The sequence below is a fragment of the Pseudoalteromonas sp. Z9A6 genome, from assembly GCF_011378805.1.
Classification (GTDB): Bacteria; Pseudomonadota; Gammaproteobacteria; order Enterobacterales; family Alteromonadaceae; genus Pseudoalteromonas; species Pseudoalteromonas distincta.
Genome location: NZ_WTKZ01000013.1, coordinates 1 through 15558, shown reverse-complemented (window position 1 = coordinate 15558; position 15558 = coordinate 1). Strand labels below are relative to the sequence as shown.

The 15558-nt window shown below is 38.7% G+C and carries 11 protein-coding genes and 1 tRNA gene; 5 read left to right on the top strand and 7 right to left on the bottom strand.

The features are described from left to right. Nucleotides 1–98 precede the first annotated feature (98 nt). The 3 genes from GQR53_RS07270 to GQR53_RS07260 all read right to left on the bottom strand — a co-directional run bounded on the left by GQR53_RS07270 (nt 99) and on the right by GQR53_RS07260 (nt 3429). On the bottom strand, nt 99–512 hold the full coding sequence (locus GQR53_RS07270) for a GFA family protein (RefSeq protein WP_024605838.1): 414 nt from the start codon (nt 510–512) through the stop codon (nt 99–101). A 233-nt stretch (nt 513–745) separates the two neighbouring features. Continuing rightward, entirely contained in the window at nt 746–2038 is a 1293-nt protein-coding gene (locus GQR53_RS07265) for an amidohydrolase (protein WP_024605839.1), read from the bottom strand. Between the two features lie 401 nt (nt 2039–2439). After that, the gene (locus GQR53_RS07260) at nt 2440–3429 is read right to left on the bottom strand and encodes a fatty acid desaturase (protein ID WP_024605840.1); all 990 of its coding nucleotides are present in this window, start codon (nt 3427–3429) and stop codon (nt 2440–2442) included. Nucleotides 3430–3820: 391 nt separating this feature from the next. Here GQR53_RS07260 and GQR53_RS07255 point away from each other — a divergent pair. Then, nucleotides 3821–3905 (top strand) — tRNA-Leu (locus GQR53_RS07255). Nucleotides 3906–4129: 224 nt separating this feature from the next. Here the strand turns inward: GQR53_RS07255 and GQR53_RS07250 are convergent. The 4 genes from GQR53_RS07250 to GQR53_RS07235 all read right to left on the bottom strand — a co-directional run bounded on the left by GQR53_RS07250 (nt 4130) and on the right by GQR53_RS07235 (nt 8424). Continuing rightward, nucleotides 4130–4603, bottom strand: coding sequence for a VOC family protein (locus tag GQR53_RS07250; protein ID WP_024595441.1), 474 nt, complete (start codon nt 4601–4603; stop codon nt 4130–4132). Between the two features lie 100 nt (nt 4604–4703). Next, complete coding sequence (locus GQR53_RS07245; RefSeq protein WP_165743361.1) at nt 4704–5174, bottom strand: GFA family protein; 471 nt, start codon at nt 5172–5174, stop codon at nt 4704–4706. Nucleotides 5175–5275: 101 nt separating this feature from the next. Further along, nucleotides 5276–7348: a catalase gene (locus GQR53_RS07240; RefSeq protein WP_165743359.1), complete on the bottom strand. Its 2073-nt coding sequence runs from the start codon at nt 7346–7348 to the stop codon at nt 5276–5278. Between the two features lie 242 nt (nt 7349–7590). After that, nucleotides 7591–8424: a mechanosensitive ion channel domain-containing protein gene (locus GQR53_RS07235; protein WP_024605489.1), complete on the bottom strand. Its 834-nt coding sequence runs from the start codon at nt 8422–8424 to the stop codon at nt 7591–7593. 289 nt (nt 8425–8713) lie between these two features. Here GQR53_RS07235 and gss point away from each other — a divergent pair, with 289 nt between their 5' ends. The 4 genes from gss to GQR53_RS07215 all read left to right on the top strand — a co-directional run bounded on the left by gss (nt 8714) and on the right by GQR53_RS07215 (nt 15392). After that, nucleotides 8714–10582: a bifunctional glutathionylspermidine amidase/synthase gene (gene gss, locus GQR53_RS07230; RefSeq protein ID WP_165743357.1), complete on the top strand. Its 1869-nt coding sequence runs from the start codon at nt 8714–8716 to the stop codon at nt 10580–10582. 135 nt (nt 10583–10717) lie between these two features. Continuing rightward, the gene (locus GQR53_RS07225) at nt 10718–11086 is read left to right on the top strand and encodes a DUF2237 domain-containing protein (RefSeq protein WP_165743355.1); all 369 of its coding nucleotides are present in this window, start codon (nt 10718–10720) and stop codon (nt 11084–11086) included. 235 nt (nt 11087–11321) lie between these two features. Next, nucleotides 11322–11846 carry a DNA starvation/stationary phase protection protein Dps gene (gene dps / locus GQR53_RS07220; protein WP_024595435.1) on the top strand — a complete coding sequence of 175 codons (525 nt, stop codon included), beginning with the start codon at nt 11322–11324 and terminating at the stop codon, nt 11844–11846. A 606-nt stretch (nt 11847–12452) separates the two neighbouring features. Next, nucleotides 12453–15392: a TonB-dependent receptor gene (locus tag GQR53_RS07215; RefSeq protein ID WP_165743353.1), complete on the top strand. Its 2940-nt coding sequence runs from the start codon at nt 12453–12455 to the stop codon at nt 15390–15392. The last annotated feature ends 166 nt before the right edge of the window (nt 15393–15558 follow it).

Sequence of the window (15558 nt, the reverse complement as noted above, 5' to 3'; positions counted from 1 at the left end):
TGACTGACTTATAAGTAGACAGTCATTTGGTTAAATAAATTTCAAACCGCTTACTAAAAAAGTGATTTTTTATCAGTATTACTAATAACCCCAACTAACTAGTTTTGTGGGCTTGTATCAAACGCAGGTACTTCGTGTAAGCCGCTCAACCAGCTCAATGTTGATTTAGCCCAAATTTGTGCTGTTGGCGTAAACTGATCACGCTGATCAACCGCACCAATACGCAAGCCATATACACGGTCAGCTTTAGCTTCGTTAGTTGCATAAAGTGTTGTACCACATGTGCCACAAAAACCTTGCGCACGCTTGTTACCACTTTGCGCTGTTTTAACAAACTCTTTTGGCTCACCTTGGGTAAACACGACCGAATTTGGCTCTGCAATTATGACTGCTCTAAATGGGCCGCTCGACATACGTTGGCAATCGCTACAATGGCAAACAAGTGCGTTGTTATTTTGAGACTTTGCTTGGTATTTAATTTCACCACAGTAACAGCTTCCAGTAATTTCCATTATTTAAATCCTTAATGCTTATGAAGATTGAATCGAGATATAAGAGCGGCAATATCGATTCATTATTTTTAAAATATAAAAAAACTGCTCGCCGGTTCATTTGTATGTTCGGTTAGATTTTTAATTTTTGAGAGTGATTTTCAACGTTGAACAAGTGCTAAAAACATGATCCGATGTTTTAAATAAAACAGCAATACCACGTTAAGCTAATAGCGTAACGTGGTGTGTTTAAGCTATCTTTTATGTGCGTTTAAATAATCAACAGCTAACAGGCTAAGCGCCTTAGTGCCTACTTTAAACGATGATTCGTCGGCATAAAAATAAGGTGAGTGATTACTAGCCACTGTATTTAAATCTTGCTCACTTGGTGTGCCGCCTAAAAATACAAATACACTCGGCACTTCTAATGCGTAAAACGAAAAGTCTTCTGCGCCGGTTATTTTTCCCATTTCAACTACGTTTTCATTACCTGCTGCTTTTTTAAGGCTAGGTAACATTTGCGCAGTTAACTTTGGGTTATTAATCGTTACCGGATAACCTTCGTGAATGTGTACCTCTGCAGTAGCACCTGACGATTTAGCAATGTGCGTGGCTGTGGTTTTTATTTTTTCAAATATTTGTGCTCGGTTATCCATATCAAAATTACGAATTGTACCTACCATTTCGACTTCTTCAGGAATAATATTATTACGTACCCCACCCGCTATCTTACCAAACGAGACAATAGCAGGCTCTTTGGTAATGTTGATTTGGCGACTAACAATATGATTTACGCCTGTTACTATTTGCGCAGCTGCGGCAATGGGGTCAACCCCAGTCCACGGTGCAGAGCCGTGTGCCTGCTTGCCATGTACTGTTATTTCAAATCGGTCTGCACTGGCCATAGCTGGGCCACTTCTATAACCAATTTTACCGCTGTGCAAACTAGATGTTATGTGTAACCCAAAAGCAGCTTCTGGTTTGTATTGTTTAAATATGCCTTCTTTAAGCATTAGCTCAGCGCCACCCTCTTCCCCCTCAGGTGCGCCTTCTTCTGCAGGCTGAAATACAAACATAATATTACCGTGTAGCTCATCTTTCATGTTTGCAAGCACTTGTGCAGCGCCCATTAGCATAGCCGCGTGCGTGTCGTGCCCACAAGCATGCATTATGCCTACATCTACACCACGGTAATTAGTGGTTTTAGTTGATTTAAAATCAACATCTGCTTTTTCAGTAACTGGCAGCGCGTCCATATCTGCGCGTAGCATTACTGTCGGGCCAGGCTTTGCGCCTTTTAATAGCCCCACAACACCTGTATAAGCAATCTCCGTTTGTACTTCCATACCCAGCGACTTTAAGTGCTTAGCGACGATATCTGCTGTGCGGGTTTCGCGATTTCCAAGCTCAGGGTTTTGATGAAAATAACGTCGCCAATCAATAACCTGCTGCTCTATCTTTTTAACTTGCTGATCAATGTTTGCATTGGCATTAAACGCACTAAGGGCAGCAAAGCCCAACGCTATTGAAATTAGTGATTTTTTCATCCTGTTTGTCCTTATTATATTTATTGGTTTTATAATATTGATGAGCACGAGCCCTTATGTATTATTGAGAACATAATTAGTTTGCTCTATAACCACTATTACTGAAGGCTCTACAATAATCAATCCCATTTAAGCTAGATGCTCAACTATGAAGGGCCACTTCACTTTTCACTGGTTTTATCTATTTTTAGTTTAAAGGTTTAGCGCTAATTAAGCCTACCACTTTTGCTTTTGTTGATTTAAAAATGCCACTAAATAGTCCACCAACGCACGGACAGTCGGGCTTAATAAACGTTGCGATGGGTAGAGTAAATTCACGGGTAATGGGCTTGGCACATAATCGCTATTCAAACTATATAATAAGAATAGTAATGCAGAACCTCCCCTTATGTTGGGGGTAATTATTTATACGCGTTAGCATTTTTAATGCTGTCAAAATCGTTAAAGCGCACGTTGTGCTGCGCCATTACTTTAAGTATTTTTTTACTTAGCATTTGGCGTAAATAAAACGGCTGATTTGGCACAAAATGATGGATGGTATGCGTTTTACCAAAGTTAAAACAAAATAAGTGAAACGGCATGAATAAACGACTCGTTAGCACATGAGTTTGTTCAAGCATGTTATTAACGCCACCATAGTAATGCATGCTTGAGGTAACAAAATTAAGCGAGCTTGAGCGAATAATATTAGGCACAATGAGCACAACCATTAAAAATTCAAACACATCCATTGTACTTAACAACCAACTAGGTGAATTTAGCGAAAGTGGTATAAATAAATCAACAATATGGAATAAAATAACGCTATATAAAATAGCAAAATACGCAGTCGCTATCGGAAATCCCGCATTAAAAACACTCGAAAAACTAAAGCCATTAATTTCTTTTCTAAAACGTTTAGTAGAAATAATTAGCCCTAATAACCCATCTACAATAACTAGCGCACGTAAAAATGGATTTTTAATACCGTTTCCCACCAAGCGTTCTTCTAGGTCTTGTTGTGTGCCTGAGGTTTTGTGATGGTGTAAATGCATTTTACGTCGGTACCATGGGCTAATAGTATTTGGCCGCATTAACCATACTACTAACATCATAGAATTATGCATGAAAGGCTGATTGCTAAAGTATTGTTTATGTATAAGGTCGTGCTCTAACTCATGGGAAATAGACGCAGCAATAGCCGCAAGTACTATACATACCCAAGCAGGTATTAGGGCTAAATAATATAAAGCACCAACACCAATTAACGCGCTAAATGATAGCAATAAAATAATTAACCCTAAGGTATTTTGATGTGCAAGTAATGGGTGCTGTTGACGAAGTAATGCTTCTTCTGCCTTAATAGCTTTAACAATCGATTGAATGTTCTGTTTGGCACTTAATTGGGTCATAATTAATGTCTTAAAAACCTTGTTGTACAAATAATACCTGAATCAAGCGCAAAATCGGCATAAATCAGGAATAATTATTGTAATACGGCTAACTATTATCAATAGTTCAATTGCTCATTTATTCAATCGCATAACAATTTAATAGCACTCATAACCCAAAATATTCGCTTTATATATCGGCCCAAAAAGACTTAAAAAATTTACCAGTGGAGTCTCCTTGCTATAAACGATTAATTATCAATCAGTTGTTTATGCAAATAAAAGAAAAGGCTTGCCGCCCCCTCTTTTGTTTGTATAATGCGGATACAGAATAAGAGGTATATAAGTATCCTTTTTATTTTAAGTGGTTTTTCTTTATCTTTTTATGCTTAAAAGATTAAAGAAAAATTATGCCAGCGTGATGAAATTGGTAGACATGGGGGATTCAAAATCCCCTTCCGAAAGGAGTGCCGGTTCGAGTCCGGCCGCTGGTACCACTTTTGAACCTCAGCTAATTATTGGCTGAGGTTTTTTTATGCCTAAAATTTAACTAGTAATCTATACCAATTCGCTTTACTAAGTGAGCTACTTTTAGGTAAGAAAACCGTGTCGATAACAAGGCAAAACCTAGTTAAGCTGAAGCAAAAGCCACAAGCCACAAGCCTTCCATTGAAGCCATCAACGTAATTAGAAAGTTACATAAATCTAATTAGCATGCGAGTTATGCGTCTTGCTCTTGATTTGTTATATTCCCAATTCGATTATTTAACTCTTCGTTACTAACATCTTCTTTATGTGTACCAATGATCCATATATGACCAAATGGGTCTTGTAGCGTGCCGGCCCTATCACCATAAAACTGATCATGTACGGGTCTTATTTCTGTTGCACCAAGCTCAATTGCTTTTTTAAATACGGTATCAACATCTTCAACATAAAGCATAAGGCTTAGCGCTGTACCACCGAGCTCTTTTGGGTTTTTTAAATGCTCTTCAGAACCATTATCTGAAAGCATAATATGCGAATCACCAATTATTATTTCTGCATGTGCTATTCCACCATCAGGTAAAGGCATCTGCATTACGTGTTCAGCACTAAATGCATCACAATAAAAATCTATCGCTTTTTGTGCGTCATTCATAATTAGATAAGGTGTAACTGAATGAAACCCTTTTGGTATTGCTGAGACTGCCATAATATTCTCCTTTACTTACGCGGTGATTTTTAATATTTAATTAACTAAATATGCGTTTAATTACCCCTAAATTTAAGCTTAGCTCATACAAAAAATTGCGTTACTTTTCGAGGTTTAAACGCTTATGCCAAGCAGCAATACTTTCATCAGGGTATTCTTCAAACTGCTTGTCACCTTCATTAATGGGCGCATTTACCCAATTTGCTTTACTACCAAGCATTAAATGAGTGCGCTCTGGCGGTATGGGTAACTCACTATCTATTGCACCTGCAAAGGGGTGAACTTGCTCAGGCCAACGTGCATCGTATAACCACAAGTTAGCACTACAATGCTTACAAAAATGACGCTCTGCAGGGCTGATTTTATCGCCTATTTTTGCATGATAAATAGTTATGTGTTCACGCCCTGTAACCTCAAGCGTACTGTATTGTGCGTTCAAATTAATAACAAACCCGCCGCCCCCTGCGGTTTTACGACATACAGAGCAATAGCATAAATTATAAGGATAAGGGTGTTTTGAGTTGACCGTAAATACCACTTTGCCACAGTGACAAGCGCCATTAAGCTTCATAATATATCCAATTTTATTGTTGGCTTGAACTAATACCTTAACTAGGTGAGCTAAAAAAACCACAACAATTACATGCTGTGGTTTTTTAATTATTGAGCTTACTAACGTTTCCAATATCTTAAATTACGTAATGTATTTATAAATTTATCGGCAGAGTGTGCCTCTAAATCAATCCAACCATCATCTGCTTTGTCATCGAGCCCTGCGGCTTTAAATAAAAGCTTAGCCTCTTGTGTGTAGCCTATGTATTTCATATGTGCATACGCATCGCTTACAAAGTCTTTAGCTTCTGCAATAGCAGCTAGTTTTTCGGCTCCCTCTTCAGTGGTGAGTACAAGTACCGCATCGTATAAAACCGATGGACCACCATTAATAACCTGATCAGCTTTAAAGTGCTTACCTTTACTGCATTTAGCACCGCCAACTTGTGGGGCAATAATTTCAAAGTTTGCGCCTTCACTTTTAAGTGCATTGGTAACCGATTCAAAGATGTCTGCATTAAAGCCATCACTTACTAAAATACCTAATTTACGGCCTTTGAAGGTGTTGGGCGCATTTTTCAAAATACTTAACGCATCAGATACAGGTAAGTCTTTACGTGTTGGCATAGCCGCTTCAGCTGGGTCTGGCATTTCTTGCAAGCCAAGTCCTTCGGCAACTTTATTTGCGAGGGTTTCGTCAATATTTAACAAGTGCGATACCAAACGCTCTCGTATTGGTAAATGCTCAACTTTAGAAAGCTCAAACACGTACGCAGATTGAATATGCGCCTGCTCTACCTCTGTTTGGCTTAAATAAAACTGACGAGCTTGACTGTAATGATCGCTGAATGTTTCTGAGCGATAACGCAGTTTATCACCGCCGCTTACTTCAGGTTCCTTTGAGCTTTTAAAGCCGTGTACTGGGCATTCGCGTGGGTTGTTTTCGTCGCCGCTCCATGAGTTTGGTTCGTAATTAACACGCCCTTTTGGATTATGCATTGCCATGTGGCCATCTTGCTGAAAATGACGCATTGGGCATTTAGGCGCATTGACCGGAATATGCGTAAAGTTAGGACCACCTAAACGCTTAGTTTGAGTATCTAAGTATGAAAAGTTACGACCTTGCAGTAGCGGGTCGGGTGTAAAATCGAGCCCTGGTACAATGTTTTGAGTACAAAATGCTACTTGCTCTGTTTCTGCAAAAAAGTTGTCTACAACACGGTCAAGCACCATACGGCCAACAATTTGCACTGGTACTTGCTCTTCAGGTATAAGCTTGGTGGCATCGAATACATCAAATTCAAATTCATCAGCAAATTGCTGATCAAACACCTGTACACCTAGCTCCCACTCTGGGAAGTCGCCGTTGCCAATAGATTTCCACATATCTCTGCGATGAAAATCAGGGTCTGCGCCATTTAATTTAAGCGCCTCGTTCCACACAACTGATTGCATGCCGCCTTTTGGTTTCCAGTGAAACTTAACGTATTTTTCATCACCTTTGGCATTAATAAATTTAAAGGTATGAACGCCAAAACCTTCCATAAAGCGTAAAGAGCGCGGAATAGCTCTATCAGACATTGCCCACATAACCATGTGCATTGACTCAGGCGATAAGCTCACAAAATCCCAAAAGTTATCATGTGCTGTTTGCGCTTGCGGAAAACCACGATCTGGCTCGGCTTTAGCTGAATGAACTAAGTCTGGAAACTTCATCGCATCCTGAATAAAGAATACCGGTATATTGTTACCAACTAAATCCCAGTTTCCTTCTTGGGTATAAAATTTTACCGCAAAACCACGTACATCACGTGCTAAATCTGGAGACCCTTTATTACCTGCAACTGTAGAGAAACGAGTAAATACTGGGGTTTTTTCACCTTTTCGCTGAAAAATATCTGCACAGGTTAAATCTTCAAGCGTGTCGTAAGTTTCAAAATATCCGTGTGCACCATAGCCTCTAGCGTGCACTACACGCTCAGGAATGCGCTCGTGATCAAAGTGAAAGATCTTCTCGCGCATTATGTGATCTTCTAATAATCCTGGGCCACGCTTTCCTGCACGTAATGAGTTTTGATCGTCACTTACAGGGCAGCCCTGCGCGGTGGTCATGGTAGGGTGTTCATCCGACGCTTTTTGATGCAATTCACCGCCATGCCCTTTATTACCTGAGTATTTAAATGATTCAGCCATGTTTAGTCCTTCATACAGTTTGATTTAATGGGTCAATAGTTTTTATGAGCTTTAAAGCTAAAAGCGACTATGCAAATGCAAAATAAAGACCAGCCATCTAACCTAGTAAAAAAGGGCTGTACAGATAAAAATGTAGTATTTGAGGTGATTTATAAAAGAAAAGGTTACACAGGTATGTAACTTTTTCACACAAAAAAAGAGCACTTAAAAGTGCTCTTAGATTTAAATCATTTTAAATTTAGTTAATCTTTGCTTTCGTTAACTAAAATAACTTTACGATGTGGGAAAGGTATTTCGATGTTGTTTTCATCCAGTGCTTTTTTAATTAACTCTGGCACCGTATAAAGAATATCGAAGTAATGCTCGCCCTTACAAAAAGGTCTTACTAAAAAGTCTACTGAGCTATTGTTAAGAGTTTCTACTTCAACAAAAGGCGCTGGATCTTTTAGTATGTGTGGGTGCGCTGCAAGTACGCCATCTATAATTTTACGTACAGCCGTTGTATCTTCACCGTAAGCAACACCAAAATGCATATCCACACCACGAATTGGATGATGTGAATGGTTTATAATTTGCGCGCCCCAAATTTGACTATTTGGTATAATAACCTGTTGATTATCGAACGTTTGTAAAATAGTAGTAAACATATCTACTTCTGTTACTTTACCAAAACGCCCTGCAGCCTCAATAAAGTCATTCACTTTATAAGGTCTAAATATTAGCAACATAACGCCTGCGGCAAGGTTCGACATTGCACCTTGTAACGCCAAGCCTATAGCAAGTCCCGCAGCACCGAGTAAAGCAATAATAGAGGCTGTTTGTACACCAAAGCGATTTAACACAGCAATAATAACGAACGCTAATATGATGTAGCGAGCCATGCTGCCTAAAAAGCGAAAAAGCGTATCGTCAAGATGAGTGTATTTATGACACAAGCCAATAATTAAATTGCGTACTTTGCCCGCTAACCATAAGCCCGCAAGTAAAATTGCAATTGTTAGTAATATGTTGGTTGCCCACGTAATTGCAGCGGGTAAATATTGATTAATATCAATGTTGTTTATTATGTCTTCCATTGTTTTTCCTGTTTTAAAAACTTTTAGCTAGTTTTGCTATACCAAGCGCAACAGTTTAATAAAAAGTTAACCAAAGTACGGATATAGGTTTAGTTTTATATGTATAAGCACTTTGAAGGATGGATTTCTTAACTACTGCTTTTAAAACTATGGATTGATAAAATATAATTTTAAGCCCTATTTAGCGCCAATTTTTAATTAAAGATTATACTCAGTAATATCTTGCTATAACGCAGTTTGGCTCATATAGTCAGCAAATTATCACACCTTATTTTGAACATCTTTGTTTATGAAATCTTCTGCTCCTGCTAGTGATTTTGGTACTTTATTAGGTTATGCACCTGGTAATGTTGCTGTTTACTCATCTGATTATGATACGGCTGATGAAAGCATTTATCCTAATCGTAGTGCCTATCGTAGTTACCTAGACGGTATTTACATGGGCTATAAATGGCAATGCGTTGAATTTGCCCGGAGATGGATGTACCTCAATCATGGTTATATTTTTGATGATATAGCTATGGCTTACGATATTTTTGAGTTGCGTTCAGTGCGCGATGTAAATAGCCAAAACAGATTGCCACTAAACGCGTTTAAAAATGGTGCTAAACATCACCCTCAAGTAGGTAGTTTACTTATATGGGAAGAAGGCGGCGAGTTTGAAGAAACAGGCCATGTTGCTGTCATTGTTGAAGTGCATGAAGATAAAATACGTCTTGCTGAGCAAAATGTAGGGCATCAAATATGGCCAACAAATCAAAACTGGTGCCGTGAACTAAAAGCAAAAGTAACTAAAGATGGCGACTATTGGATTGAGTGCTCTTACAGCGACGCCACTATTTTAGGTTGGATGACACAAACTGATGAAACAGAATATGCTGAGCCAACGTTTGAGCTAAACACTGACTTATTTACTATAGAAGCCCATAAAGCAGCAGATACAGGCCAAGCAAACAAGTCATGGTTAAATATTGCGAATGACGATGAAGCTGCCTACGTAGAAATGATGCAAGGCCATAAACTTACATCCGTAGATGAAGATCAGCATAATTACTTTGCAATATCTCAAACGGCGCAGCAAAGCATTGAGCATGCAACAAATGAGCTGCATGGTTTATTTATGCATGCAACCGACTATGTACTGCAGCACCCTGAGTTATTAAAAAAGTTTAATTTACCCGATGTTGTACTTAATAAAATTCGCCAATCGTGGGATAACCGCTTAAACCAATTAATTACCAGTCGGTTTGACTTTGCCTTAACAGCAGCAGGTTTAAAAGTTTACGAATACAATTGCGATTCGGCATCGTGTTACATGGAAAGCGGCAAAGTTCAGGGAAAGTGGGCAAAACACTTTAGTGTTAAAACGGGTGTAGATGCAGGCCAAAATTTATTTAAAGATCTCGTAAAAGCATGGCGTAAAAGTGAGGTAAAAGGTCTTGTTCATATTCTGCAAGATGATGAACCAGAAGAACATTACCACGCATTATTTATGAAAGAAGCTATTGAAGCCGCAGGCTTTGAATGTAAGCTAGTAATTGGCTTAAGCACACTTCGCTGGAATGAGTCAGGCAACATAGTAGATACTGATGGCGCACAACTGAGTTACGTATGGAAAACCTGGTCGTGGGAAACCGCACTTGATCAAATTCGTGAAGAATGCGAAGCCGACCAATCATTAGGTGATAACTTTGAACCACAATTCAAAGCTGGTGAAACGCCACGCTTAGTCGATGTATTACTGCGTAAAAATGTCATGGTGTTTGAACCGCTGTGGACATTAATTCCTAGTAACAAGGCTATTTTGCCAATACTGTGGAGCTTATTCCCTAATCATAAATATTTACTTAATACCGCGTTTGAGCTTAACGACGAGTTATTACAAACCGGATATGTAGTTAAACCAATAGTGGGACGCTGTGGCGCTAATATTCAACTTGTTGATGAACAGCAGCAAGTTATAGAAAAGACAATGGGGCACTTTGCCGAGCAAGACCAAATATACCAACAGCTATTTGCATTGCCTAAAGTAGATGATTACTTTGTACAAATATGTAGTTTTACAGCCGCCGGTAAATACTCCGGTGGTGGCGTGCGTGTTGATAAAAGCATGATCATAAACGGCCATAGCGATTGTATGGCGCTGCGTATTAAATAATAAACAATACTAAGCCCGCAATTTGCTGCGGGCTTAAGTTTGTGTAGCCCTTCCCTCTTTTAAGTTTTATAGCTATCTCAAGCGAGTTACTCCTGATAGAGTAAATTTATTAAACACCACTAATTAAGGTATTTCATGGCGAATCAATTTAATGTACTCGGCACACGCTTAAAACTATGTTGCGGTAATGGTGGCTACACACGTGAAGGGTTTTGTTATGTATCAGAATCAGATCTTGGCAATCACAGTGTGTGTGCAATTATGACTGATGAGTTTTTACAATTTTCAAAATCACAAGGTAACGATTTAATAAGCCCGAACCCTCTTTACGATTTTGAAGGTTTAAAAGCCGGTGATAAATGGTGCTTGTGTGCAGTAAGATGGCTTCATGCTATTTCAGCAAACGTTGCGCCACCAGTGGTACTTGAGGCTACAAATAAAAAATCATTAGAAATAGTGCCGCTCGATGTTTTAAAAGCGCACGAATATATAGCCAACGTTTAAATACATCTAAGAGTAACTAAATCGAAGTCTGCATATTTTACAAATATATGCAGGCTTTTCAAAAACCCAATCTCCTCTGCAGCCTTAAAAACCTTAATTTAAAATATAACCACATGTTTTTAAATTACTTTTTAAATAAATCAACTTACGGCATAGCAGTTGCTTTATTAAGTTTAAGTCACGCTCATCACGCAACACATTATATGAGCAACACATTAGTTAAGTAGGAGAAATTATGAGTAACAATAACGAATCAAACAAAACAACTAAATTTACCGCGCCAGGTATGAGTGACGAATCAGCTCAAAAAACAATAGCTACGCTAGATAACCGCATGGTTGCATTGATAGATTTACAGCTTACTTTAAAGCATATTCACTGGAACGTAGTGGGACCTAACTTTATTGGCGTACATGAAATGATAGACCCGCAAGTAGACATTGTACGCGAAATGACAGATACAATTGCAGAGCGAATTGCGACACTCGGTGCAGTACCTGTTGGCACACCAAAATCAATTGTAGATCGCCGTACTTGGGACGAATACTCTGTAGGCAAAGGCCTAGTCACCGAGCATTTGGCTGCGCTTGATAAAGTATATAACGGCGTTAATGCCGATCACCGCAAAGCAATCGAGACTCTTTCTGAGCTAGATCCGGTCTCTGAAGATATGATCACCAGCCAACTAGCCGATTTAGAGCAATTTCAGTGGTTCATACGAGCACATTTAGAATCATCTACAGGCGAATTACAGAGCTAATACATCTAAAGTAAGAAAGCCCAGCATTATTATGCTGGGCTTTTTTTGCGTAAAAATCTATTTATCGCTACCTAGTGTATCGCCCCCACCCCAGCTAGTACAAAATCAATATAAAAACAATAGAAAATTGGTATTACCAAAATGATTTTTAATTATTTTAACCTCTCCACTATTTCGCAAATTTATAAATCATTTAGAACTTTTAATGGTCGCTCTTCCAAGTCAATATCACTTAAAAAGTAAACTAAACACGTATAAAAGTACGGCATAAAATTTAAAAATAGTACTAACAAATGTATTAAATAGTACAAATAATATATAAAAATGCCTTTGGTAAAGATACTTCAATAAAATTCATTCAAAATACAAAAAATAAAAACACACTATAAACCTTTAAATTTATTAAATATAAGCAAAATAAAAGAAGCTTTTGTAATACACATTGTGAAATTTTGGTAAACAAAGATTGTAAATAAAGTTGAATTGGATTAATTTAAACCATACCACCTGTATGACACACTACAGGAAAGAAATAGTTAAATTGGTTAACCAAATCAGGTAGAAACACACACAATGACGCAAGTCGTACCCAAACGGGAGAGATACATGAAACTCAATCAAATTACTTCAACATTAATTAATAAGCATAAAAGAAGTAGCTCTACAGCAATCAGTGCCGCAGCCCTTTTACTAATGGCTTCTTCAAATATTGCAGCGCAAGAGGCTCCCGCAGCTTCAGAAACGGCAGCTGCAGACATTGAAGTTATTGAAGTAAAAGGCATGCTAGGCAGTATGAAAGCCGCCGCTATGCTTAAGCGTACTGACGGACGTATTGTAGATGCAATTGTTGCTGAAGACATTGGTAAGTTACCAGATAATAATATTGCAGAAGCGTTGCAACGTATTACTGGCGTATCTATTAATACCGATTTTGGTGTGGGTGACAGTGTTTCGATTCGTGGCTTACCTCAAAACCGTGTTGAATTAAATGGTCGCTCTACTATTGGTGACTCTCGTGACGGCATTAGCTTGCAAGATTACCCATCAAGCTTCTTAAAAACAGTAGAAGTAGTTAAGTCTCCTACTGCCGATATGATTGAGGGTGCATTAGGCGGAACAGTTAGTTTAAAGACAGTTCGCCCATTAGAGTTAGATAAACTAACTGGCGCAGTTTCATTAGATGGCGAATACGCTGATAAAACAGAAAATGTAGCTCCTATTTTTAGTGGTTCAATTGGTAACAACTGGGACTTTGATGAAATGGGTACCTTTGGTGCCATTGCTATGTTTTCATTCCAAGATCGCGAAATTCGCCAAGATGAAACATCTAGCCGTGTTAAACCTCAAGATATAGAAATTAATGGCCAAGAAGGTAATACACCTAGTGGCAACGCTATCGTAAGAGACGAGCACAGTGTTGAACAATATGTAGAACAACGTAAACGAACTGCTGTAAATTTATCTCTTCAATGGGCACCACAATCTGGTAATGGCATGGTGTATCTTGATTTAAGCGGCACAAAGCGCTCAGGTGAACAAGCTGGTAACTCTATTTTAGGTGTCGCAGGTTCGTTATCAACAGATGCAAATACAACTCAAGATGCTAACGGCGTAAACAATTACACGTTAACAAACGAATTTGGTATTCCTAAAACATACAGTGACTTTCGTGAAACTGACTCGTTTTCAAATGCACTTGGTGCAGAGTGGAACCTTACTGACAGCATCAAAATCTCTGGTGAAATTGCGGTAGCATCATCAGAAAGCGTAAGACCTGATTCTGAATTTACACTTCGCCCAATCGAAAGATCAACATTTGAAGCAAGTGGCGGAACTCAGCTAACAAATCATTTATATGATGGTGCATTCTCTCAAGACGGTAATAAATTACCAAGCATCATTCATTCAGATCCTAATGCATTTACTGACCCACAAAACTTAGCACTTCGTACGTTTAAAAGTGAAGATAGAAGAACAGACAATGACGAAACAGCTATTCGTTTTGATGTTGAAATGTTTGAGCCACTCAGCAGCTTAAGCTGGGTATCTAAAGTAAAAGCGGGTGTACGTGTTACTAACCGCGATTACGAATATGAGCAATACAAAGTTGAAATTAAAGACATTTATAAAAATGCATTTAACGACTCAGACGGTTCGTTAGCCACTTTATGGGTTGATGACTACAACGCTGCTTTTTCAAATAGCTTTACAACAGTTAGCCACGACAACTCTTTTGACCAACTAGGTCATTCGGGACAAAACGACCTACTAACCTTTTTAAGCTACAACGGTTTATCTAACCCGGCCAATACTTACGCTCAACTTCAGCAGTTACTTGCAGGTACTAACCTAGCGTCAACAGGTAGTCTTTCAGATAACCAAGAGTTCCAAGAAAGCGCATACCGTAACGTAGTTGAAGATACAGCTGCCGTGTATATATCAGCTTACTTAGACTTTGATAACATCACTGCAATTGTGGGTGGTCGTTATGTAACTACAGATTTAGAATCAAGCGTATTTCTTAATGGCGAAAAAGTAACTGGCGACAATGACTACAGCGACTTGTTACCAAGCTTAAACGTAACGTATAACTACTCAGACGAAACATTATTCCGCTTTGCTGCTGCAAAAGTTATGCGCCGCGCTGACTTTAGCGAACTAAGCCCTGCATTTGACGTTAATAACGACATTACAGGTGCAACGCAAGGCTCTATTGATTTAGAACCATATCGTGCAACGCAATACGACTTATCTGTAGAGCATTACTTTGACCAAGGTAACGTAATTTCTTTCGCAGTATTTTATAAAGATGTTGAATCTTTCTTAAGTAACGAAAGTAGCTGTGTAGCTGCATCAAGCACTTCAACAGGCCAAAACGTAACTCAATGGAACCAAGTATGTCAGCTTGACGTTGCAGGTGTTTCACAAGATAACCTAGTTTACTCGGATGCAACTGACTTCCCAGTAGATGCTGATGGCTTTAACCATGTAGCAGGCTTACGTGACGCAGGACTAACGGGTATCGATACTGTTAAAAATGTAAACGGTGAAAACGGCTCAGTACAAGGCTTTGAAGTTGGTTATCAACAGTTCTTTACAGACCTACCTGGTGCATTTTCTGGCTTAGGCATTAACGCAAACTACACATACGCAGACAGCGAGCAACCAAACGGTAACCCGTTATTAGATATTTCTAAAAATACGTATAACTTACAAGTATTTTGGGAATACGAAGGTTTCTCTACTCGTCTAGCTTATAACTACCGTGACAGTTTCTTAGATACTGAAAACGAGAAACGTGTAGAAAATATTAACTCAGACGGCAGTATTTCAGCAGAAGGTACTGTTTACGGTAATAACTACCGTGACGACAGAGGTCAGTTAGACTTCTCTGCAAGCTGGGATATTAACAAAAACGTGACCTTAGTAGGTAATGCGACCAACTTAACGGGTGAGCCTTCTATTTACCTATCTGAACTAGGTGGTGCTTGGAAGTACACTGAAGCGGATCGCCGTTACAGCTTTGGTATTCGCGCTAAATTTTAATTTTCCCTAGAAACTAAAGCCTGCTTTTATGCAGGCTTTTTTACGTCTACAAAAAAGTGGCACTTGTGTTAAAACATCGCACAATTTTTATAACTAAATATTTATTTAAAGCAATAAAACCTAGATTCAAATTGTAAGTGCATAACTTGTTTTGGCTAGATTAAGT